General features: G+C 72.3%; 21 protein-coding genes, 1 tRNA gene and 1 pseudogene. 7 read left to right on the forward strand and 16 right to left on the reverse strand.

The features are described 5' to 3' along the window. Positions 1-9: 9 nt before the first annotated feature. Positions 10-222, reverse strand: coding sequence for a hypothetical protein (locus E4U92_RS27795; RefSeq protein ID WP_067240403.1), 213 nt, complete (start codon positions 220-222; stop codon positions 10-12). A 98-nt stretch (positions 223-320) separates the two neighbouring features. Between E4U92_RS27795 and E4U92_RS27800 the strand changes: the two genes are divergently transcribed. Beyond that, positions 321-608, forward strand: a complete 288-nt coding sequence (locus E4U92_RS27800) for a hypothetical protein (RefSeq protein WP_137303176.1) — start codon at positions 321-323, stop codon at positions 606-608. A 76-nt stretch (positions 609-684) separates the two neighbouring features. On the opposite strand, the gene E4U92_RS27805 is transcribed toward E4U92_RS27800, so the two are convergent. After that, positions 685-766 (reverse strand) — tRNA-Tyr (locus E4U92_RS27805). A 243-nt stretch (positions 767-1,009) separates the two neighbouring features. On the opposite strand from E4U92_RS27805, the gene E4U92_RS27810 reads away from it, so the two are divergent. Then, entirely contained in the window at positions 1,010-1,498 is a 489-nt protein-coding gene (locus tag E4U92_RS27810; protein WP_137303177.1) for a YajQ family cyclic di-GMP-binding protein, read from the forward strand. A 103-nt stretch (positions 1,499-1,601) separates the two neighbouring features. Here the strand turns inward: E4U92_RS27810 and E4U92_RS27815 are convergent, their stop codons facing one another. After that, positions 1,602-1,868 (reverse strand): GlsB/YeaQ/YmgE family stress response membrane protein, encoded by a 267-nt coding sequence (locus E4U92_RS27815; RefSeq protein WP_067240408.1) that lies wholly within the window; start codon positions 1,866-1,868, stop codon positions 1,602-1,604. A 155-nt stretch (positions 1,869-2,023) separates the two neighbouring features. Here E4U92_RS27815 and E4U92_RS27820 point away from each other — a divergent pair, with 155 nt between their 5' ends. Continuing rightward, the gene (locus tag E4U92_RS27820; RefSeq protein WP_137303178.1) at positions 2,024-3,274 is read left to right on the forward strand and encodes an APC family permease; all 1,251 of its coding nucleotides are present in this window, start codon (positions 2,024-2,026) and stop codon (positions 3,272-3,274) included. 213 nt (positions 3,275-3,487) lie between these two features. On the opposite strand, the pseudogene E4U92_RS27825 reads toward E4U92_RS27820, so the two are convergent. The 13 genes and pseudogenes from E4U92_RS27825 to E4U92_RS27885 all read right to left on the reverse strand — a co-directional run. Beyond that, positions 3,488-3,817: pseudogene (locus tag E4U92_RS27825) on the reverse strand (SMI1/KNR4 family protein); the annotation flags it as partial. Positions 3,818-3,971: 154 nt separating this feature from the next. Beyond that, positions 3,972-4,364, reverse strand: a complete 393-nt coding sequence (locus tag E4U92_RS27830; RefSeq protein ID WP_137303179.1) for a YccF domain-containing protein — start codon at positions 4,362-4,364, stop codon at positions 3,972-3,974. Then, the gene (gene htpX / locus E4U92_RS27835; protein ID WP_137303180.1) at positions 4,361-5,221 is read right to left on the reverse strand and encodes a zinc metalloprotease HtpX; all 861 of its coding nucleotides are present in this window, start codon (positions 5,219-5,221) and stop codon (positions 4,361-4,363) included. The genes E4U92_RS27830 and htpX overlap by 4 nt, the downstream gene beginning before the upstream one ends. 197 nt (positions 5,222-5,418) lie before the next feature. Next, the gene (locus E4U92_RS27840; protein ID WP_137303181.1) at positions 5,419-6,942 is read right to left on the reverse strand and encodes an NADH-quinone oxidoreductase subunit N; all 1,524 of its coding nucleotides are present in this window, start codon (positions 6,940-6,942) and stop codon (positions 5,419-5,421) included. Next, the gene (locus E4U92_RS27845; protein ID WP_137303182.1) at positions 6,939-8,513 is read right to left on the reverse strand and encodes a complex I subunit 4 family protein; all 1,575 of its coding nucleotides are present in this window, start codon (positions 8,511-8,513) and stop codon (positions 6,939-6,941) included. Before E4U92_RS27845 ends, E4U92_RS27840 begins: the two co-directional genes overlap by 4 nt. 6 nt (positions 8,514-8,519) lie before the next feature. Beyond that, the gene (locus E4U92_RS27850; protein ID WP_137303183.1) at positions 8,520-10,514 is read right to left on the reverse strand and encodes an NADH-quinone oxidoreductase subunit 5 family protein; all 1,995 of its coding nucleotides are present in this window, start codon (positions 10,512-10,514) and stop codon (positions 8,520-8,522) included. Beyond that, complete coding sequence (nuoK, locus tag E4U92_RS27855; protein WP_137303184.1) at positions 10,511-10,888, reverse strand: NADH-quinone oxidoreductase subunit NuoK; 378 nt, start codon at positions 10,886-10,888, stop codon at positions 10,511-10,513. The genes E4U92_RS27850 and nuoK overlap by 4 nt, the downstream gene beginning before the upstream one ends. Next, entirely contained in the window at positions 10,888-11,595 is a 708-nt protein-coding gene (locus E4U92_RS27860) for an NADH-quinone oxidoreductase subunit J family protein (protein ID WP_229863233.1), read from the reverse strand. The genes nuoK and E4U92_RS27860 overlap by 1 nt, the downstream gene beginning before the upstream one ends. Further along, entirely contained in the window at positions 11,592-12,254 is a 663-nt protein-coding gene (locus E4U92_RS27865; protein ID WP_137303185.1) for a NuoI/complex I 23 kDa subunit family protein, read from the reverse strand. Before E4U92_RS27865 ends, E4U92_RS27860 begins: the two co-directional genes overlap by 4 nt. Then, the gene (locus E4U92_RS27870) at positions 12,255-13,223 is read right to left on the reverse strand and encodes a complex I subunit 1/NuoH family protein (RefSeq protein WP_137303186.1); all 969 of its coding nucleotides are present in this window, start codon (positions 13,221-13,223) and stop codon (positions 12,255-12,257) included. Beyond that, complete coding sequence (locus E4U92_RS27875; protein WP_137303187.1) at positions 13,220-14,587, reverse strand: NADH-quinone oxidoreductase subunit C; 1,368 nt, start codon at positions 14,585-14,587, stop codon at positions 13,220-13,222. Before E4U92_RS27875 ends, E4U92_RS27870 begins: the two co-directional genes overlap by 4 nt. Continuing rightward, positions 14,584-15,249: an NADH-quinone oxidoreductase subunit B gene (locus tag E4U92_RS27880; RefSeq protein WP_137303188.1), complete on the reverse strand. Its 666-nt coding sequence runs from the start codon at positions 15,247-15,249 to the stop codon at positions 14,584-14,586. The genes E4U92_RS27875 and E4U92_RS27880 overlap by 4 nt, the downstream gene beginning before the upstream one ends. Next, positions 15,240-15,644, reverse strand: coding sequence for an NADH-quinone oxidoreductase subunit A (locus tag E4U92_RS27885; RefSeq protein ID WP_137303200.1), 405 nt, complete (start codon positions 15,642-15,644; stop codon positions 15,240-15,242). The genes E4U92_RS27880 and E4U92_RS27885 overlap by 10 nt, the downstream gene beginning before the upstream one ends. A 183-nt stretch (positions 15,645-15,827) precedes the next feature. Between E4U92_RS27885 and E4U92_RS27890 the strand changes: the two genes are divergently transcribed. From E4U92_RS27890 to E4U92_RS27905, 4 genes are all read left to right on the forward strand, one after another. Continuing rightward, positions 15,828-17,039: a sensor histidine kinase gene (locus tag E4U92_RS27890; RefSeq protein WP_137303189.1), complete on the forward strand. Its 1,212-nt coding sequence runs from the start codon at positions 15,828-15,830 to the stop codon at positions 17,037-17,039. A 282-nt stretch (positions 17,040-17,321) separates the two neighbouring features. Next, entirely contained in the window at positions 17,322-18,704 is a 1,383-nt protein-coding gene (locus E4U92_RS27895) for a sensor histidine kinase (RefSeq protein ID WP_137303201.1), read from the forward strand. A 254-nt stretch (positions 18,705-18,958) separates the two neighbouring features. Continuing rightward, positions 18,959-19,630 carry a response regulator transcription factor gene (locus tag E4U92_RS27900; protein ID WP_067240461.1) on the forward strand — a complete coding sequence of 224 codons (672 nt, stop codon included), beginning with the start codon at positions 18,959-18,961 and terminating at the stop codon, positions 19,628-19,630. 155 nt (positions 19,631-19,785) lie between these two features. After that, the coding region (locus E4U92_RS27905) for a 2-oxoacid:acceptor oxidoreductase family protein (protein WP_137303190.1) at positions 19,786-21,088 on the forward strand (1,303 nt) is incomplete at its 3' end.

The raw sequence follows: 21,088 nt of genomic DNA on the forward strand, positions 1-21,088 counted from the left end.
GGCCCTGGATCAGAAGAGGGGCATCTGGCCGGGGATCTCGGGGACGACGTAGCCGTCCAGGGAGGGCTGCACGGCGTCCAGTTGGGCGGGGCGGCGGGAGCCGGGGCAGGACGTGAGCAGCCCGCTCCCGCGCGCACCGGGCGGGTCGTGCCGGGCGAACCGTCCGGCGACGACGGCGATCTCGCGGCGGCACTCGGGGCAGGTGCGGCGACGGCTGGACATGGAGCCAGTGTGCCGCAGTGGGCCACGCGGGTACGGCGCCGCGGCGTGCGCCGCGCTCGCCGCGCGGATGCGCCGGGACCTCCTTAGCATCCGTACTCGTGGCACATACCTTCGAGGAACTCGTGGAGAAGCAGCGCGCGGCGGACGAGGCCCATGTGCGGGTCCTCCAGCTGCGGGACAACTACGGCGCCCCCACGGCGTCCCCCTGGTCGCAGACCCAGACGGACACGTACGAGACGGCCTGGCGCGCCTGGCGCGACCTCGCCCGGGACGTGCAGGCCACGGTGACCGAGTACGCGAAGGAGGAGGGCAGGTCGCGCATCGAGGTCGAGGCAGAGGTGAAACGGGCGGCCCAGACACCGGGGAACGGGGAGTCCGGGACGTAGCCTTCGCGGCGCCGCTTGCACAGCGAGAGGCCCCTGCCTCCGCGTCTCCGCAGAAGGCAGGGGCCTCTCGTCCGTGTGGCGGCGCCAGGATTCGAACCTGGGAAGGCTGAGCCGGCAGATTTACAGTCTGCTCCCTTTGGCCGCTCGGGCACACCGCCGGGTTTGTCGCTCGTCGCACTGCTTTTCGGCGGTGCTCCGTGGCAACGACGTAAACAATACCCGATCCCGGGGGGTGCTCCGCCACCCGATTGATCACCACCCGGCCCCGGCGAGGTGGCTAGGCTTGTGCGGATGCGGCCCGGGCCTCCACCCGGTCGGCCGGCCGTCCCCGCGGACGCCGACGCGCACCCACCCGTACCGAAACGCACCGATACGCACCCCGATACAAGGAGCCACAGGACATGGCCGACTCCAGTTTCGACATCGTCTCGAAGGTCGAGCGGCAGGAGGTCGACAACGCCCTCAACCAGGCCGCCAAGGAAATCTCCCAGCGCTACGACTTCAAGGGCGTGGGCGCCTCGATCTCGTGGTCCGGCGACAAGATCCTCATGGAGGCGAACTCCGAGGACCGGGTGAAGGCTGTCCTCGACGTCTTCCAGTCGAAGCTCATCAAGCGCGGGATCTCGCTGAAGGCGCTGGACGCGGGCGAGCCGCAGCTCTCCGGCAAGGAGTACAAGCTCTTCGCGTCGATCGAGGAGGGCATCTCCCAGGAGAACGCCAAGAAGGTCGCGAAGATCATCCGGGACGAGGGCCCCAAGGGCGTCAAGGCCCAGGTCCAGGGCGACGAACTCCGCGTCAGCTCCAAGAGCCGCGACGACCTGCAGACCGTCATCGCCCTGCTCAAGGGCAAGGACTTCGACTTCGCGCTGCAGTTCGTGAACTACCGCTAGGCGCCTGTGCGCAGGGGGTGGGCACCGAGCGGTGCCCACCCTTTTCCGTGCCCCGGCCCGGGCTCGTGCCCGTCCCCGTCCCCGGGCCTGGCGTCGGCGCTCCTCAGTCGCGGGAGTTGCCGAACACGATGCGATAGAGGATCAGCAGGACCAGGGAGCCGCCTATCGCGGAGGCCCAGGTCGCCGCGTCGAAGAAGTCCTTGCTGACGGGGTGGTCCAGCCAGCGGGCGGAGATCCAGCCGCCGACGAAGGCGCCCGCGACGCCGATCAGGGTGGTGCCCACGAGTCCGCCCGGGTCGCGGCCCGGGAGCAGGATCTTGGCGATCACGCCGGCCAACAGTCCGAGGATGATCCAGGCGAGGATGCTCATGCCCGGGAACCTGCCCTTCTGCCCTGTGTACACACTGTCCCGGGACTGTGGTTACGGTCCGTGGGGGCGGTGTCCGTCTGCCTGTTCGTGCCTTGTTGCCGTGGACGACGCCCTCGCGCGGTCCGGTGGTTCCCCTGGTCAGTAGGGTGCGGCGCATGACACCGTCCGGATCCGCCGCTGAACTCCGGCGCACCCTGGGGCTCGGGGACGCCGTGGTCATCGGGCTCGGCTCGATGGTCGGCGCCGGCATCTTCGCCGCGCTGGGGCCGGCTGCCCGTACGGCCGGCTCCGGGCTGCTGCTCGGCCTGGCCGTCGCCGCCGTGGTGGCCTACTGCAACGCCGTCGCGTCGGCCCGCCTGGCGGCCGTGTATCCGGCGTCCGGCGGCACGTACGTCTACGGCCGTGAGCGGCTCGGCCCGTTCTGGGGCTACCTCGCCGGCTGGTCGTTCGTCGTCGGCAAGGCGGCCTCGTGTGCCGCCATGGCCCTGACGGTCGGCGCGTACGTCTGGCCCGGGCAGGCGCACGCCGTGGCGGTCGCGGCCGTGGTGGCGCTGACGGCCGTGAACTACGGCGGCATCCAGAAGTCGGCCTGGCTGACGCGGGTCGTCGTCGCGGTCGTCCTGGCGGTGCTGGCCGGTGTCGTGGTCGTGTGTCTGGGCTCGGACTCCTTCGCTTCGGAACGGTTGGACATCGGGGCCTCCCGGGGCGCCGGCGGGGTTCTGGAGGCGGCGGGCCTGCTCTTCTTCGCGTTCGCCGGGTACGCGCGCATCGCGACCCTCGGTGAGGAGGTGCGGGATCCGGCGCGCACCATTCCCCGCGCGATCCCGCTGGCTCTCGGTATCGCGCTGGCCGTCTACGCGTGCGTGGCGATCTCCGTCCTTTCGGTGCTGGGTGCGGGGGATCTCGGGCGGGCCGGTGCGCCGTTGGCGGACGCGGTGCGCGCGGCCGGGGTGCCGGCGCTGGTGCCGGTGGTGCGGGTCGGGGCCGCGGTGGCCGCCATGGGTTCGCTGCTCGCCCTAATTCTGGGCGTCTCCCGGACCACGCTGGCCATGGCACGGGACCGGCACCTGCCCGGGGCGCTGGCCGCCGTGCATCCGCGGTTCCACGTGCCGCACCGGGCCGAGCTGGCCGTGGGCGCGGTGGTCGCCGTCCTCGCCGCCACGGTGGACGTACGGGGCGCGATCGGCTTCTCCTCCTTCGGTGTGCTGACGTACTACGCGGTGGCCAACGCCTCGGCGTGGACGCTGGACGCGGCGGTCAGGGCACGAGTGCTGCCGGCCCTGGGGCTGGCCGGGTGCGCGGTCCTGGCCTTCTCGCTGCCGGGAACGTCGGTGGCCGTGGGTGCGGGGGTGATCGCGGTGGGGGTGGCCGTGTACGGGGTGCGGCGGCGGTTCGCCGGCCGTTAGCCGCGTCGGGGCGTTGAGCAGTGGTTGCCAGGCGTTGGCCGCCGGTGCGGGGGCATCGGACGCCAATTCCGAGGGGCCTCGGGCGCCGCGGTGCCGGGGCGATGGGCCGTGGACTGTGGCGGGTCGGGGGTCGGGCTCAGGTGTCGGGCGAGCGGCTTACGTCAGCCGTCCGTCCGTCCGCCGAGCCGTCGCCGGGTCGAGTGTCGCGGCAGCGTGGGATATCGGCAGGACGCCTTCGGGCCAGGGCCAGTCGGGGTCGTCCCGGCCTCGCTCGCGGTAGGTGAGGTACTGGGTGACGGCGGAGGACTCGCCGGCCGGTGGGCTGTCGAGCAGGGGCAACAGGCCGTACTCGGGGCCGAATCCGCCGTCTCCTGTCCGCAGGTAGAGGTCGGCGAGCAGCGGCGGCAGCGGGAAGCCCAGGGCGGCCTCGGCGCGGGTCAGGGTGTCCGCGTCGACGGGCCCGGGCAGGGTGGGCCAGCCCCAAGGGCGGGTGGAGCGGGCCTTGGCCGCCACCCGTGCCAGCAACTGCTCGTTCTCGGTCATGCGTTGATGATGCGGGCCGCTACTGACAGTCGTGCGGGCCTGTGGACAACTCGGTGGCTGTGGACGACTTCCGTGGCTGTGGACGACTCGGTGGCTGTGGACAGCCGGTGCCTGTGGATGACGGTCGGCGGAACGCTCCGTCGGCGGCCGTGGCTCAGCGTGCGGCGAACGGCTCGTCCGACGGCACGATCTCGCGGCCGAGGGGGAACAGCGAGACCGAGATCAGCTTGAAGTTGGCCACGCCGAAGGGGATGCCGATGATCGTGAGGCACAACAGCAGCCCGGTGACGATGTGGCCGATCGCCAGCCACCAGCCGGCGAGGACGAGCCAGAGCACGTTGCCGATGCAGGACGGGGCGCCGGCGTCGCGCCGTTCGACCGTGGTGTAGCCGAACGGCCAGAGGGCGTAGACGCCGATGCGGAACGCGGCGATGCCGAACGGGATGCCGATGATGGTGATGCAGAGGATCAGGCCCGCCGCCAGGTAGGCGAGGAACAGCCAGAAGCCGCTGAGGACGAGCCAAATGACGTTCAGGATGGTTCTCACGGGTGACCTGCCATCTTCTCGAGGCGGGCGATACGTTCCGCCATCGGAGGGTGCGTCGAGAACATCTTCGACAGTCCCTGCCCCGGGCGGAACGGGTTCGCGATCATCATGTGGCTGGCGGTCTCGATGCGGGGCTCCGGGGGCAGCGGGAGCTGCTTGGTGCCCGTCTCGAGCTTGCGCAGGGCCCCGGCGAGCGCCAGCGGGTCGCCGGTGAGCCGGGCGCCGGACGCGTCCGCCTCGTACTCCCGGGAGCGGCTGATGGCGAGCTGGATGAGGCTCGCCGCCAGCGGTCCAAGGATCATGATCAGGAGCATGCCGAGGATGCCGGGGCCGTCGTCGTCGTCCGAGCGGCCGACGGGGATGAGCCAGGCGAAGTTCACCAGGAACATGATCACGGAGGCCAGTGCGCCGGCGACGGACGAGATGAGGATGTCGCGGTTGTAGACGTGGCTGAGCTCGTGGCCGATCACCCCGCGCAGCTCGCGCTCGTCGAGGATGCGCAGGATGCCCTCCGTGCAGCACACGGCGGCGTTGCGCGGGTTGCGGCCGGTCGCGAAGGCGTTGGGTGCCTCGGTCGGCGAGATGTACAGGCGGGGCATCGGCTGGCGGGCCTGGGTGGAGAGCTCGCGCACCATGCGGTACAGCCCCGGTGCCTCGAACTCGCTCACCGGGCGGGCCCGCATGGCGCGCAGGGCCATCTTGTCGCTGTTCCAGTACGCGTACGCGTTGGTGCCGAGCGCGACGACGACCGCGACGATCAGTCCCGTGCGGCCGAAGAAGCCGCCGATGACGATGATGAGCGCCGACAGCCCCCCGAGGAGAACTGCGGTCCTGAGCCCGTTGTGCCGGCGGTGCACGGTACGCCCTCCAAGTCGTGCGGCAGGAGAACCCTTTGCTGGTCGATCTGCGGTCCTGTCTGGTGTCACGTCCAGTGGACCCTCCCGTCATGGTCAACGCCAGGCGGAAGTCACGAGTTCCCTTGTACCCGGGCGGCCAGGGGTGAGCCGTCCGGGTGACGGCCCACCGGCTCGCGGTCGTACGCGCCGGTCGGCGCTCAGAACAGCGTCGTGTCGGCGAAGCGCAGGACCAGCTGCGGCGCACCGGACAGGGCGATTCCGACGACCGCGGTCAGCGTGATCGCGGCGGTGAGCGGCGCGGGCACGCGGTGCTTCGCCGGCTCGCCCTCGGGGGCGCGGAACAGCAGGGCCGTCCACTGGAGGTAGTAGAACAGCGCGATCACGACGTTCGCGGCCATGACGACGGCGAGCCAGCCCAGGCCCGCGTCGACGGCGGCGGAGAACACGGTGACCTTCGCGAACAGGCCGATGATGCCCGGCGGGAGTCCGGCCAGGCACAGCAGGAAGAAGGCGAGGAGCAGCGCCGTGACGGGGTGGGACGCGTACAGGCCGCGGTAGTCGGCGACGCGGTTCTCGCGGGCGGTGCGGCCGACCAGCGCGGCCACCGCGAAGGCGCCGAGGTTCACGGCGGCGTACATGAGGGCGTACGCGAGCGTGGAGCCGACGGCGTGCTCGGCGTCGTCGGAGTAGGCGGCCGCGGCGATCGGCACCAGGAGGTAGCCGGCCTGGCCCACGGAGGACCAGGCGAGCAGGCGTACGGCGCTGTACGCGCGCGTGGTGCGCTGGCGCAGCGCGCCGACGTTGCCGACGGTCATGGTGAGCGCGGCCAGGGCGGCGAGGGCGGGGCCCCAGACGTCGGCGTACGACGGGAAGGCGACGACGGTCACGAGGATCAGGCCGGAGAAGCCGACCGCCTTGCCGACCACCGAGAGGTAGGCGGCGATCGGCAGCGGGGCGCCGACGTAGGTGTCCGGGACCCAGAAGTGGAAGGGCACGGCGGCCGTCTTGAAGGCGAAGCCGACGAGGGTGAGGACGACGCCGGTCTGCGCGAGGGTGTGCAGCTGTCCGTCGACGTGCTGGATGCGCTCGGCGACCTGGGTGAGGTACAGGGTGCCGGTCGTGGCGTACACGAAGCTGATGCCCAGGAGGCTGACGGCGGTCGCGGTGACGGACGACAGGAAGAACTTCAGGGCCGCCTCGGAGGACCTGCGGTCGCCGTGCCGCAGGCCGACGAGGGCGAAGGCCGGCAGGGAGGCGACCTCGAGGGCGACGATCAGGGTGGCGAGGTCGCGGGAGGCGGGCAGGAGGGCGGCGCCGGCGGCGGAGGACAGCAGCAGGAACCAGAACTCGCCCTCGGGGAGCTGCTTGCGCGCGTCCTTCAGCGCGGTGACCGACAGCAGCGCGGCGAGGAGGGCTCCGCCGAGGACCAGGAACTGGATGACCAGGGTGAAGCGGTCGACGGTGTAGCTGCACACGTCGCGCGTGCCGGTGAGGCAGAAGGTGGAGCGGTCGCCGTCGAGGAGGGGCAGCAGCAGGGCCGCGGAGGCGGCCAGGCCGGCCACCGACAGCCAGCCGAGGAGCTGTTTCCTCGCCTCGGGCACGAACAGGTCGGCGACGAGGACGGCGAGGGCGACGACCGCCGCGAGCGTGGGTGGGGCGATCGCGAGCCAGTCGACCGACTGGACGAGGTTCTCGGCCAGCGGCTGGGCCAGGGAGCTCATCGGGTACCTCCTGCGAGGAGCTGCTGCACGGCCGGGTCCGTCAGGCCGAGCAGGGTCCTGGGCCACAGTCCGGCGACGACGGTGAGGGCGACGAGGGGGGTCCAGGCGGCGAACTCGTAGGAGCGCACGTCGGTGAGGGCGGGCGCGTCCTGCGGTACGGCGCCCATGCAGACGCGGCGGACGACCACCAGCAGGTACGCGGCCGTCAGCAGCGTGCCGAAGGCGCCGATCGCGGTGAAGGTGAGGAAGGCGGGCCGGCTGAGGTCGGCGGCGGGGCGGAACGCGCCGAACAGGGCCAGCACCTCGCCCCAGAACCCAGCGAGGCCGGGCAGTCCGAGGGAGGCGACGGCAGCGAAGGCGAGCAGGCCGCCCAGGCGGGGCGCCTTGCCGTACAGCGCGGCGCCGGTCCCTTCGGCGAGGGTGTCGAGGTCGGTCGTGCCGGTGCGGTCCTTCAGGGCGCCGACCAGGAAGAACAGCAGGCCGGTGATGAGGCCGTGGGCGATGTTGGCGAAGAGAGCGCCGTTCACTCCGGTCGGGGTCATGGTGGCGATGCCGAGGAGGACGAAGCCCATGTGGCCCACGGAGGAGTAGGCGATCAGGCGCTTGAGGTCGCCCTTGGCGCCCTGCTTGGCGAGGGCCAGGCAGGCCAGCGATCCGTAGATGATGCCGACGACGGCGAACGCGGCGAGGTACGGCGCGAAGGTGCGGAAGCCGTCGGGTGCGATGGGCAGCAGGATCCGGACGAACCCGTACGTGCCCATCTTCAGCAGGACCCCCGCCAGCAGCACCGAGCCCACGGTCGGGGCGGCGGTGTGGGCGTCGGGAAGCCAGCTGTGCAGCGGCCACATCGGGGTCTTCACGGCGAGCCCGACGCCGATCGCCAGAACGGCGATGACCTGCACGGACGTGCTCAGCGACCGCCCGTTGTCAGTGGCGAGTGCCACCATGTCGAACGTGCCCGCCCTCAGGCCGATGAGGAGCAGGCCGAGCAGCATGACCACCGAGCCGAGCAGCGTGTACAGGATGAACTTCCAGGCCGCCCCGGTCCGGCCCTCGCCGCCCCAGCGGGCGATGAGGAAGTACATCGGGACGAGGACCATCTCGAAGGCGAGGAAGAACAGCAGCAGGTCGAGGACGGCGAAGGTGGCGAGGGTGCCGGACTCCAAGACGAGCACCAGGGCCACGAAGCCCTTGGCGCTCGGGCCCGCGGGCATCTTGAAGTAGCTGTAGAGGGCGCTCAGGAAGGTCAGCAGCGCCGTGAGGACCACGAGGGGGAGGGAGATGCCGTCGATGCCGAGGTGGATGCGCACGTCGAGTGCGGGGATCCAGCTGATGTCCGTGCTCGCCTGGATCCTCGACGGGTGGTCGTGGTCGAAGCCGAGCGCCAGGACGACGGCGGCGGCGAGGACGGCGCCGGTGACGGTCACGCCGTGCCGGAGCACGGCCTGCTCGGGCGACTTCCCCTTCAGTCCGGGCGGGGCGGGCAGGAGGGCGGCGGCCGCGCCGAGGAGCGGGCCGACGACGACGAACGCCAGAAGGAACTGCATCACGGACTCGTTGATATCGATCACGCCTGCTCACGCTCCCGTGGCGACGAGGACGGCGGCGACCGCGAGGACGACGGTGCCGGCGAGCAGCGCGCTCACATAGGTCTGCACGTTGCCGGTCTGGGCGCGCCGTACGGCGGCGCCGAACCAGCGGGGTAGGACGCCCGCACCGCGCACGTAGGTCTCGACGACCTCCCGGTCCAGGAACCGCACCAGTGAGGCACCGGCCAGCACCGGCCGCACGAAGAGCGCCGTGTAGACGGCGTCCAGGTGGAAGCCGACGGCCGCGTGCCGGTGCAGCGGGCCGAGCAGCAGCCGTCCGGGATCGGCGGGGTCGGGCGCCGAGGCCACGTCGCCGTACGCGGGGGCGTGGGTGGCGATCGCCTCGGCCTCGACCTGGCCGGCGTCGCCCTCGGGGTGGGCGGCGACCGCGCCCAGCGGTACGCGCGCGGCCAGCCCGGTGAGGTGCCGCCAGGCCGCGTAGGTGACGAGGCCGCCGATCAGGGCGATCCCGGTGCCGAGCACCGAGGTGGTCAGGGTCGGGGCGAGGTCGTCGCCGTCGAACCAGTCGGGCAGCGCCCGGTAGGCCAGTCCGCCCAGGGCGAGCGACGGTACGGCGAGCACCCACAGCACGACGGTCATCGTCAGCGGCTGACGGCCGTGGTCGGGGGCCTGCGCACCGTGCCCGCGGAACGCCAGCAGCCACAGGCGCGCCGCGTAGGCGGCGGTCAGGAAGGCGGTGACGAGGCCGGCGACGAGGACGATCCAGCCCGTCGCGGCGGGCACGTGCCCGGTGTGACCGGCCGTGACGTGCTCGGCGGCGCCGAGGACGGACTCCTTGGAGAAGAAGCCGCTGAACGGCGGGATCGCGGCGAGCGCGAGGAGCGCCACGGTCATCGTCCAGTAGGCGTCCGGGACGCGGTCCCGCAGGCCGCTCATCCGGGACATCGCGGCCAGCGAGTTGGTGCCGGCGGCGTGGATGACCACGCCGGCCGCGAGGAACAGCAGCGCCTTGAAGGCGCCGTGGGACAGGAGGTGGAAGACGGCGGCACCGCGGTCGCCGACGGCGAGGGCACCGGTCATGTAGCCGAGCTGGCCGATCGTCGAGTAGGCGAGGACGCGCTTGATGTCGTCCTGGGCCAGCGCGGCGAGCCCGGACCCGGTCATGGTGACCGCGGCCATGACGGCCATGACGACCATCGCGGCGGCGGACGCCTCGAACACGGGGAGGAGCCGGGCGATGAAGTAGACACCGGCGGCGACCATGGTCGCGGCGTGGATCAGCGCGGAGACGGGGGTGGGGCCGGCCATCGCGTCGGGGAGCCAGGTGTGCAGCGGAAACTGCGCCGACTTGCCCGCCACCCCGGCCAGGAGCAGCAGCGCCACCACCGTCGGGTGGTCGAGGCCGCCGTGCGCGACGGTGTCGAGGACCCGGGTGACGCGGAACGATCCGGCGTCGGTGGCGAGGGCGAACAGGCCGATCAGGAAGGGCACGTCGCCGAGCTTGGTGACCAGGAAGGCCTTGAGGGAGGCGGCCCGGGCCTCGGGGGTCTCCCAGTAGTGGCCGACCAGGAAGTACGAGCAGATGCCCATGACCTCCCAGCCGATCAGCAGCACGATCAGGTCGCCGGAGTAGACGACCAGCAGCATCGCGGAGGTGAACAGCGACACGAGCGCGGCGTACGACGGGTAGCGGGGGTCGTCGCGCAGGTAGCCCGTGGAGTAGATCTGCACGCAGGAGGCGACCAGGCCGACCAGGACGGCGACCAGGGCGGCGAAGCCGTCGATGTGCAGGGCGAGGTCCACCGGCACCGAGCCCGTGGGGGTGAGTTCGGTGGCCGCGTCGACGGCGGCGTCCCCGCCCTGGCGCGCGGCGACCAGCACGGCCAGGACGAAGGCGGTGAGGGTCGGCAGGACGGCGAGCGGGCGCACGAATCCGGGGACGGTGCGGCCCAGGAGCAGGCCGGCGACGGCGCCCAGGAACGGCAGGAGGGGGACGAGGACGGCGAGGGTGGTCGTGGTCACGCGCTGGCCTCAGCCTTCTCCGCCGCGGGGGCGTCGCCGTCGGGGCCGCTCTCGTGCCCTTCGGCGGTGTCGCGGAGCTTGTCGATGTCCGAGGTGCCGCGGTTGCGGTACACGGCGAGGACGATCGCCAGGCCGATGCCGATCTCGGCGGCCGCGATGGCGATGGTGAACAGGGTCAGGGCCTGGCCGGAGTGCAGGGTCTCCTCGGCGGTACGGCTGAGCCAGACGTCGAAGGCGACCAGGTTGAGGTTGACGGCGTTGAGCATCAGCTCGACCGACATCAGGACCAGGATCGCGTTGCGACGGGCGAGGACGCCGTACACGCCGGTGCAGAAGAGGAGGGCGGACAGGACGGCGGGATAGGCGAGGTGCATCAGCGGGCGCCTTCCTGCTCGGTGGGGCGGTGTCCCCCGGACGAGTGATTCCGGGATTCCGGGACGACGGGGGAACCGTCGGCCGAGTCCCGGGAGTTCACAGGGGGAGAGCTCTTCTCCGCCCTGGCCTTGCGGGACAGGACGATCGCGCCGACCAGGGCCGCGAGGAGGAGGACGGAGAGGGCCTCGAAGGGCAGGACCCAGTGCTGGAAGAGGCTCGCTCCGGTGACCTCGGTGGAGCCGGCGGCCGGGCCGTCCAGGTCGATCCAGGTGGTGCGGAAGGCGTCGACGACCACCCAGATCAGCGCGGCCGCCGCGGCGGCGGCGACCGTGAGGGCGGCCCAGCGGTTGCCGGAGTCGGCGTCCGGGGAGCGGCCGATGGGGGCCCTGGTGAGCATCAGACCGAACAGGAGGAGGACGACGACGGAACCCACGTAGATGAGGACCTGCACCCAGGCGATGAACTCGGCGGTGAGCAGGAGGTACTCGACGGCGAGCCCACCGAGTGCGACCACCAGCCAGAGGGCGGCGTGCACGAGCTGCCTGGTGGTGACGGTGACGAGGGCCGCGCCGAAGGTGAGCAGTCCGACGAGGAGGAAGGCGATCTCCACGCCGGTCGGCGAGAGGAAGCCGTGTGCTGCGGCGGCCAGGGGCACACCGCTCGGACCGGGGTGGGCCGGCCCGGCCGCGGCGAGGGCGAAGGTCATTCCCGGCCCTCCTGCTTCGGCTGGGGCGCGGTGCCGGGCTGGTCGGTCTGCTGGGGCGAGTCGCCCTGGGCTCGGGTGGGCCCCTCGGCCGTGCGGGCCTGCTCGTCGGCGTGGGGTTCGGTGGCCGGCGGGGTCTGCTGGGCCGCGAGCTTCTCGGCGGTCTTGCGGGCGGCGGCGATCTCCTTCGGTTCCTCCGCACCCGGGTCGAGGGCCGGCGGCGCCGGGACGGTCCACATCCACTCGCGCAGCTTGTCGCGCTCGTGGGTGAGGTCGCGGATGTCGGTCTCGGCGTACTCGAACTCCGGGGACCAGAACAGGGCGTCGAAAGGACAGACCTCGATGCAGATACCGCAGTACATGCACAGGGAGAAGTCGATGGCGAAGCGGTCCAGGACGTTGCGGCTGCGTTCGCGGCCACCGGGCGTCGCCGCCGGGACCGTCTCCTTGTGGGAGTCGATGTAGATGCACCAGTCGGGGCACTCACGGGCGCACAGCATGCAGACCGTGCAGTTCTCCTCGAACAGCCCGATCACCCCACGGGTGCGGGGCGGGAGGTCGGGCTGGGCGTCCGGGTACTGCTCGGTGACCGTCTTCCTGGTCATCGTGCGGAGGGTGACGGCCAGGCCCTTGGCGAGGCCGGAGCCAGGGATGGGGGCCATTTAGGAGATCACCACCTTGACGATGCCGGTGAGGGCGATCTGAGCGAGGGAGAGGGGGACGAGGAGGGTCCAGGAGAACTTCTGGAGCTGGTCCTCGCGCAGGCGGGGATAAGTGACGCGCAGCCAGATCACGACGAAGGCGAGGAGCGCGGTCTTCAGCAGGGTCCAGACCCAGCCGAGGCCGTCGGCACCCCAGGGGCCGTGCCAGCCGCCCAGGAAGAGGACGGTGGTCAGACCGCACAGGACGACGATCCCGGCGTACTCGGCGAGGAGGAAGAGAGCGAAACGCAGGCCCGTGTACTCGGTGTAGGCACCGAAGATGATCTCCGAGTCGGCGACGGGCATGTCGAACGGCGGCCGCTGCAGCTCGGCGAGACCGGCGATGAAGAAGACCAGGGCACCGGTGATCTGCCACGGCAGCCACCACCACGCGAAGGCGTCGACGATGCCGGGCAGGGAGACCGTGCCGGCGGCCATCGCCACGGAGGCGGCGGCGAGCAGCATGGGCAGTTCGTAGGACAGGAGCTGGGCGGCGGTGCGCAGGCCGCCGAGGAGGGAGAACTTGTTGGCGGAGGCCCAGCCGGCCATCAGTGAGCCGAGGACGCCCACGCCCATCACGGCCAGGACGAAGAACACGCCCGCGTCCAGCACCTGGCCCACGGCGCCCTCGCCGGGGCCGATCGGGATGGCGAGCAGCACGAGGAGATAGGGCAGCAGGGCCACGGCGGGCGCCAGCTGGAAGATGCGGCGGTCCGCACCCGCCGGGACGACGTCCTCCTTCTGCGCGAACTTCACCCCGTCGGCGATGAGCTGGGCCCAGCCGTGGAAGCCGCCGGCGTACATCGGGCCGAGGCGGCCCTGCATGTGGGCCATCACCTTGTGCTCGGTCTGACCCACGATCAGGGGGAAGGTGAGGAAGACGACGAAGACGATCAGGAGTCGCAGGGCGACGTCGAGAGCGTCGTTCACTGCGGGCCTCCTGGGGGGTCCTCGGGGGTCTGTGGAGCGGGGGGCGCTTCGCGGGGTGCGGAGGGGTCGGGCTGGGCGTCAGGTCCGGGCTGGGCGTCGGGCCCGGGCTGGGCGTCGGGTTGGGGCTGAGCCTCAGACCCGGGGTGGGCCTCAGCTCCCGGCTGGACCTCAGGTCCGGGCTTTGCCTCCGGTTCGGGCTTCGCCTCCGGTCCGGGCTGGGGTTCCGGTTGAGCCTCGGGCTCCGGTTCGTCGAAGGCCGGGCGGGCGTGGTGCCACGGGGCGTCGGCGCTGCGGGGGGTCGTCGCGGGGCGGTGCGGGGACACGCCGGGGGTCGCGGGGCCCTGGGCACGCTGGGAAGCGGAGCCCTGGGAAGCGCTGCGGGCACGACGGGGTCCGGACGGGGCGGCCGGAGGTGCCTCCGCGCCCGTGTCCTCGCCCGAAGGGGCGGCGGCAGCTTGGCTGACCGAACTCTCCCCTGCCGTGCGGGTGCGCCTCGGGGCGGGGGCGGGCGTCGTACCGGCCTCCGCTCCTGCGTCCGCGCCGGTAACCGGTCCCGTACCCGTACCCCTACCCGTGTCCGTGCCCGCGTCGGCAGGGGGCGGGGCCTGGCTCGCCGAGCCCTGGGTCGCTGTACGGGTGCGCCGCGGTGCGGGAGCAGGCGTCGTGCCCGCGGCCTCGTCGGTGACGGGCGTCGTCTGGCTCGCCGAGCCCTCCGCTGTCGTGCGGGTGCGGCGGGGCGGGCGGTCCGTGGTGGAGCGGGGTGCGGTGCGGGCGGGGCGGGTCGGGGCCGGGGGGAGCTGGCCCTTCAGGGGGCCCCACTCGTTGGGGTCGGGGACGCCCGGGGGGAGCATCTGGCGGCGCTTGGGGCCGCCGTGGTCGGACTCGCCGGGTTCCTTCGCGCCGGGCCATGCCTTGGCGACGCGGGCGGCGAGGACGAAGTCCTTGCGCAGGGGGTGGCCCTCGAAGTTGTCCGGGAGGAGGAGGTGGTCGAGCCCCGGGTGGCCGGTGAAGTCGACGCCGAACATCTCGTGGGTCTCGCGCTCGTGCCAGGCGGCGCCGGCGTAGACGCCGACGGCCGACGGCAGGGCCGGTGCCGCGTGCGGGACGGTGGTGCGCAGCAGCAGACGGCGTACCGGTGTGAGGGAGGCGAGGTGGGCGCAGACGCGGAAGCCGACGCCCACTTCGTCGACGGCGCTGAGCCAGTCGAAGTAGGTGCAGGTCAGCTCGTCGCGGGCGGTGCGCAGGGCGTCGAGCCAGGCGGTGGGCGGGACGTCCACGGTGAGGACGGCGTAGGACTCCTCGGCCGTGGCCTCGGGGCCGAACAGGTCCTCGGCGGGGGCCGGCAGCCAGCCGACGGTCGTCATCGGGCCTCCCCCGCGCCGTTCCCGGGGGCCGGCGGCTTGACCAGGTCGGACTGGAGGGCGGCGACGGAGGGGCGGGCCGGGGTGCCGTAGCGCTCGCCCAGGGACTCGCGCGCGATCTTCTCCTGGAGCTTGAGGATGCCCTGGAGCAGGGCCTCGGGGCGCGGCGGGCAGCCGGGGACGTAGACGTCGACCGGGATGATCTGGTCGACGCCCTTGGTCACCGCGTAGGAGTCCCAGTAGGGGCCGCCGCAGTTGCTGCACGCGCCGAAGGAGATGACGTACTTCGGCTCGGGCATCTGCTCGTACAGGCGCTTGACGGCGGGGGCCATCTTGTCGGTGACCGTGCCGGAGACGACCATCAGGTCGGCCTGGCGCGGGCCCGGGGCGAAGGGGATCACGCCGAGGCGGATGAAGTCGTGGCGGGCCATGGACGCGGCGATGAACTCGATGGCGCAGCAGGCCAGGCCGAAGTTGAAGACCCAGAGCGAGTAGCGGCGACCCCAGTTGAGGACCACCTTCATGGGCTCGGGGGCGAGGCGGGCGAGCGAGCCGAGCCGCTTGGGCTCGGGCAGCAGCACCGGCTCGGGTGCGGGGTGCGGTTCCGGCGCGGTCCCCGGCTCCGTGGCGGCCGGGCGCGCGTCGGCGGACGGGTTCACGTCCATGCCAGGACGCCCTTCTTGTATGCGTACAGCAGGCCCACGGTGAGGAAGCCGAGGAAGATGAACATCTCCACGAGCGTGGTCGCGCCGTAGCCGGGCGCGGCGAACACCGTCGCCCACGGGAAGAGGAAGATCGAGTCGACGGCGAAGACGACGTAGAGGAAGGCGTAGACGTAGTAGCGGACCTGGGTGTGGGCCCAGCCCTCGCCGACGGGGTCGACGCCGCACTCGTAGGTGAGGAGTTTCTCGGGGGTCGGGACCACCGGGCGCAGCAGGCGTCCGGCGCCGAAGGCGACGGCGACGAACAGCACGCCCACGACGGCCAGCAGGCCGACGACCGAGTACGACTCGAAGTAGCCCGCCGCGACGACGGTCGGCTCTCGCAGCGTCTCCCGCAACGTCCGCCCCTCGCTCCCTGCCCTCGACACGTCCGACGATCTGTACGCACGCGAGTCTAGGGCCTGCTAAAGAGACCGTAAGCAGCCCGTCACGCCTCGGGATGCTGGGGTGGGGTTTTCCCCCGTCCGCCCGGGCGGCGAACTCCATGGCGCGCGGCTCCGGCGCGCGGCACGCTAACGCATATGACCGCACCCGCACCCGCACCGGCCCTCACCCCGCGGCGGGGCGTCGCGCCCGGCGCCGACGCCCCGCTGCCCCCGCCCCGCCTCGCCTACGACGCGCAGACGTGGAAGGAGATCGCCCATCTGCTGGCGAACCTGCCGCTGTCGCTGGCCGGGTTCGTGTACGTGATGACGGTGACCTTCACGGGCGCCATGCTGAGCCTGACGGTGATCGGTCTGCCGCTGCTGGCGCTCGGTCTGATGGGGGCGCGGCTGCTGGGGCGGGCCGAGCGGGCGCGGGCCAGGGCGCTGCTGGGGGTGCGGATCGAGGAGCCGAGTCCGTTGCCGCTGCGCCGGGCCGGCGGTCTGCAGGGGATGTGGCTGGTCCTGAAGGACCCGGTGGGCTGGCGGACGATCCTGTACGACCTGATCCGGCTGCCGTGGGGCATCCTCACCTTCACGGTGACGCTGGCCTCGCTGTTCGTGCTGTGGCCGGTACTGCCGTTCGTGGCGCGGGGGCTGACCAACGCCGACCGGGCGATGGTGCGGGCGCTGTTGTCGCCCTCCGACGAGCTGGAGCGCCGTATCGCGGAGCTGGAGTCGGACCGGGGGGTCGTGGTCGACACCGCGGCGGCCGACCTGAGGCGCATCGAGCGGGACCTGCACGACGGGGCGCAGGCCCGGCTCGTGAACCTCGCGATGGGGCTGGGCCTGGCCAAGGAGAAGCTGCTCGAGGGGCAGGCCGACGACCAGGTGGCCGCCATGGTCGACGAGGCGCACGGCGAGGTGAAGCTGGCGCTGCGGGAGCTGCGCGACCTGGCCCGCGGCATCCATCCGGCCGTGCTGACCGACCGGGGTCTGGACGCGGCCCTGTCGTCGGTCGCCTCGCGCTGCACGGTGCCGGTGAAGGTGACGGCCGACCTGCCGTCGCGGCCGGCCGCGGCCATCGAGGGCATCGCCTACTTCACCGTCTCGGAGCTGCTGCAGAACATCAGCAAGCACAGCGGGGCGCGGCAGGCGAGCGTGGAGGTGTGGCGCTCCGACGACCGGTTGCTCGTCCAGGTCTGGGACGACGGCCACGGCGGGGCGAGCCTCGACGCCGGCAGCGGCATGCGGGGGCTCGCGGAACGCCTCGACGCGGTCGACGGCCTGTTCGTCGTGGACTCCCCGCCCGGCGGTCCGACGACGGTGACGGCCGAGCTGCCCTGGCGGGACCGCACCGAGCAGCCGTGACCGGGGACCGTACGCCGCGGCCCTGACCGGGGTCCCCGCGGGGCCGGCCGTGGTCGCGGGGTGGGGAAAACCCCCGGGGCAAGACGCCGACGGACCGCATGGCCCACGGGGCGCGGGTCGAGGAGGGTGGAGGTACGAGGCCACCCGGACGGGCAGCGCTCCGGCGCGTACGAGGCGTACGAGGCGTACGAGGCGTACGAGGCCACCCGGGCCGACAGCCCCGGCACGACCGGCAAGCGGCAGACCAGGCAAGCGGCAGACGAGCAGAAACGGACCACGCCGATGACCACGGAGTACGGACGGTACGCCGAGCACTACGGGCCGGCGCGCGAACCCGCGGGCGAGTGGGGACGCGAGCGGGGCCACCTGCTGCCCGCCGGGCTGCGGGCGCCCTTCGAGGGGCGGAGCTGGCGCGAGTTCGCGTACGTGCTGACCAGCCTGCCGATCAGCGTCGTGCTGTTCACGTACGCCGTGACGATGGTGGCGCTGGGCGCGGGGCTGCTGGTGACGTTCCTCGGCGTGCCGGTGCTGGCGGCGGCGCTGGCCGGCTGCCGGGGCTTGGGGGCGCTGGAGCGGGCGCGGGCACGGGGCCTGCTGCGGCTGGAGGTGGCCGAGCCGGAGCCGTTGCGGCCGCGCGGACGGGGATTGTTCGCGTGGATGGGGGCCGTGCTGAAGAGCGGGACGTCGTGGCGGCACCTGCTGTACGCGGTGCTGCAGCTGCCCTGGTCGACGTTCTCGTTCGTGGTGACGGTCAACTTCTGGGTGTACGGGTGGGCGCTGCTGACGTACCCGCTGTGGTTCTGGGTGTTCCCGGTGTACGGCGGGCAGGGCGGGCTGCAGCTCTACGGGGACGAGCAGCACAGCGTGTACCTGGACAACCCGTTCGAGATCGCGGTGACGGCGGCGGTGGGCCTGCTGTTCACGCTGGCCACGCCGTGGATCGTGCGGGCGCTGACCACGGTGGACCGGGTGATGGTGCACGGGCTGCTCGGGCCGTCGAAGCTGGCGTCGCGGGTGGTGGAGCTGGAGTCGGACCGGGGGGTCGTGGTCGACACCGCGGCGGCCGACCTGCGGCGCATCGAGCGGGATCTGCACGACGGGGCGCAGGCCCGGCTGGTGAACCTCGCCATGGACCTGGGGCTCGCGAAGGAGAAGCTGCGCGAGGACCCGCAGGAGGCCGCGCGGATGGTGGACGAGGCGCACGGCGAGGTGAAGACGGCGCTGCAGGAACTGCGCGACCTGGCCCGCGGCATCCATCCGGCCGTCCTCACCGACCGGGGCCTGGACGCGGCGCTGTCGTCGGTCGCCTCGCGCTGCACGGTGCCGGTGCGGGTGGAGGTGGACCTGGCGGAGCGGCCGGCGCCCGCCATCGAGGGCATCGCGTACTTCACGGTCTCGGAGCTGCTGCAGAACGTCAGCAAGCACAGTGGCGCCCGCGGGGCGTCGGTGGAGGTGTGGCGGGCCGGCGACCGGCTGATGGTGCAGGTCGTCGACGACGGCACCGGTGGGGCCGACGCGGCCGGGGGCTCCGGCCTGGCGGGACTGTCCGGACGGCTGGACGCGGTGGACGGCATCCTGGTGGTGGACTCGCCGGCGGGCGGCCCCACGCGGGTGACGGCGGAACTGCCGTGGCGGGGTGCGGTGGGGATGAGCGCCGCGGGCTGAGCATCGCGGCATGAGCGCCGCGGGCTGAAGGTCGTCGGGTGGCCGAGGGGCGGCCGGGGCGGAGGTCCCCGGCCGCCCCTCGCACGGCGCCCCGGCCACGTCGCCCCGGCCACCCTCCTCCCACGTCGCCCCGACCGCTCGCGCCGGTTCTCCTTTCTGTCCGGACCCGTTTGCTGGAATGCTGGGGTTCACCCCGGGCGGGTCGCGTGACGGGAGTCGGCCCGGTGGGGACGCCGGTGCGGGGGGACAAGATCGTGGAGGACAGGGTGCGGGTCGTCATCGCCGAGGACTCGGTGTTGTTGCGCGAAGGGCTGACGCGGCTGCTCACCGACCGCGGGCACGAGGTCGTCGCCGGGGTCGGGGACGCCGAGGCGCTGGTGAAGACGATCACCGAGCTGCACGCCGAGCAGGCGCTGCCCGACGTCGTCGTGGCCGACGTGCGGATGCCGCCCACGCACACCGACGAGGGCGTACGGGCCGCCGTACAGCTGCGGCGGACGCATCCCGGGCTCGGCGTGCTCGTGCTGTCGCAGTACGTGGAGGAGCGGTACGCCACCGAGCTGCTCGCCGGTTCCAGCAGGGGCGTCGGCTACCTGCTGAAGGACCGGGTGGCCGAGGTGCGCGAGTTCGTCGACGCGGTGGTGCGCGTGGCCGAGGGCGGTACGGCGCTGGACCCGGAGGTGGTCGCGCAGCTGCTCGGGCGCAGCCGCAAGCAGGACGTGCTCGCGGGTCTCACCCCGCGCGAGCGCGAGGTGCTGGGCCTGATGGCCGAGGGCCGCACCAACTCGGCGATCGCCAAGCAGCTCGTGGTGAGCGACGGCGCCGTGGAGAAGCACGTCAGCAACATCTTCCTCAAGCTGGGCCTGTCCCCGAGCGAGGGCGACCACCGCCGGGTGCTGGCCGTGCTGACCTACCTCAACTCCTGACACCCGGGACCGCCCGGTGACCGGAAGGTGAGACGAAGCGGTGTCGGTCGGGGCGAATGGCCCGGGAAGGCGACCCTTACCGACGTAGGGTTGAACGTGGGACGGCCTTCGGGAAGGCCGCTCCCCGACAGCCGCCTCGAGGGAGGTCCAGTTCAGTGACCAGTCAGGTCAGCAGCCCAGCGGAGCAGGCCGACGGAACCGTCGTGGGAGAGCAGCGCAAACCGGCCGGGACCAAGGACGTCCGTCGCCTCGACCGGGTGATCATCAGGTTCGCGGGGGACTCCGGTGACGGCATGCAGCTCACCGGTGACCGTTTCACGTCGGAGACGGCCTCCTTCGGGAACGATCTGTCCACGCTCCCCAACTTCCCCGCCGAGATCCGCGCCCCCGCCGGCACCCTCCCCGGCGTCTCCTCGTTCCAGCTGCACTTCGCCGACCACGACATCCTCACCCCCGGGGACGCGCCGAACGTCCTGGTCGCCATGAACCCCGCGGCGCTGAAGGCGAACATCGCCGATGTGCCGCGCGGCGCCGAGATCATCGTCAACACGGACGAGTTCACCAAGCGGGCGATGCAGAAGGTCGGCTACGCGGTCTCGCCGCTGGAGGACGGCTCGCTGGACGGCTACCACGTGCACCCGGTGCCGCTGACGACGCTGACGGTGGAGGCGCTGAAGGACTTCGACCTCAGCCGCAAGGAGGCCGAGCGCAGCAAGAACATGTTCGCGCTGGGTCTGCTGTCGTGGATGTACCACCGGCCGACCGAGGGAACGGAGAGGTTCCTGCGGACCAAGTTCGCGAAGAAGCCGGCCATCGCGGAGGCGAACATCGCGGCGTTCAGGGCGGGCTGGAACTTCGGTGAGACGACGGAGGACTTCGCGGTCTCCTACGAGGTGGCGCCGGCCGCGCAGGCGTTCCCGGTGGGCACCTACCGCAACATCTCCGGCAACCTCGCTCTCGCCTACGGGCTGGTCACGGCCTCGCGTCAGGCGGACCTGCCGCTGTTTTTGGGCTCCTACCCGATCACCCCGGCCTCGGACATCCTGCACGAGCTGAGCCGGCACAAGAACTTCGGTGTGCGCACGTTCCAGGCGGAGGACGAGATCGCGGGGATCGGTGCGGCGCTGGGGGCGGCGTTCGGCGGTTCGCTCGCGGTGACCACCACCTCCGGGCCGGGCGTGGCGCTGAAGTCGGAGACGATCGGCCTGGCGGTGTCCCTCGAACTCCCGCTGCTGATCGTGGACATCCAGCGCGGCGGCCCCTCGACGGGGCTGCCGACCAAGACGGAGCAGGCGGACCTGCTGCAGGCGATGTACGGCCGCAACGGTGAGGCCCCGGTCCCGGTGGTGGCGCCGAGGACCCCGGCCGACTGCTTCGACGCGGCCCTGGAGGCCGCCCGGATCGCCCTGGTCTACCGCACGCCGGTGTTCCTGCTGTCCGACGGCTACCTCGCCAACG

Source organism: Streptomyces galbus (genome assembly GCF_005280195.1).
GTDB lineage: Bacteria > Actinomycetota > Actinomycetes > Streptomycetales > Streptomycetaceae > Streptomyces > Streptomyces galbus.

Bases quoted from the DNA above. Each gene is read 5' to 3' on its own strand.
- E4U92_RS27795 (WP_067240403.1), bottom strand. From the start codon at position 222: ATGTCCAGCCGTCGCCGCACCTGCCCCGAGTGCCGCCGCGAGATCGCC.
- E4U92_RS27810 (WP_137303177.1), top strand. From the start codon at position 1,010: ATGGCCGACTCCAGTTTCGACATCGTCTCGAAGGTCGAGCGGCAGGAG.
- E4U92_RS27815 (WP_067240408.1), bottom strand. From the start codon at position 1,868: ATGAGCATCCTCGCCTGGATCATCCTCGGACTGTTGGCCGGCGTGATC.
- E4U92_RS27820 (WP_137303178.1), top strand. From the start codon at position 2,024: ATGACACCGTCCGGATCCGCCGCTGAACTCCGGCGCACCCTGGGGCTC.
- E4U92_RS27840 (WP_137303181.1), bottom strand. From the start codon at position 6,942: ATGAGCTCCCTGGCCCAGCCGCTGGCCGAGAACCTCGTCCAGTCGGTC.
- nuoK (WP_137303184.1), bottom strand. From the start codon at position 10,888: ATGCACCTCGCCTATCCCGCCGTCCTGTCCGCCCTCCTCTTCTGCACC.
- E4U92_RS27860 (WP_229863233.1), bottom strand. From the start codon at position 11,595: ATGACCTTCGCCCTCGCCGCGGCCGGGCCGGCCCACCCCGGTCCGAGC.
- E4U92_RS27865 (WP_137303185.1), bottom strand. From the start codon at position 12,254: ATGGCCCCCATCCCTGGCTCCGGCCTCGCCAAGGGCCTGGCCGTCACC.
- E4U92_RS27875 (WP_137303187.1), bottom strand. From the start codon at position 14,587: ATGACGACCGTCGGCTGGCTGCCGGCCCCCGCCGAGGACCTGTTCGGC.
- E4U92_RS27880 (WP_137303188.1), bottom strand. From the start codon at position 15,249: ATGGACGTGAACCCGTCCGCCGACGCGCGCCCGGCCGCCACGGAGCCG.
- E4U92_RS27890 (WP_137303189.1), top strand. From the start codon at position 15,828: ATGACCGCACCCGCACCCGCACCGGCCCTCACCCCGCGGCGGGGCGTC.
- E4U92_RS27895 (WP_137303201.1), top strand. From the start codon at position 17,322: ATGACCACGGAGTACGGACGGTACGCCGAGCACTACGGGCCGGCGCGC.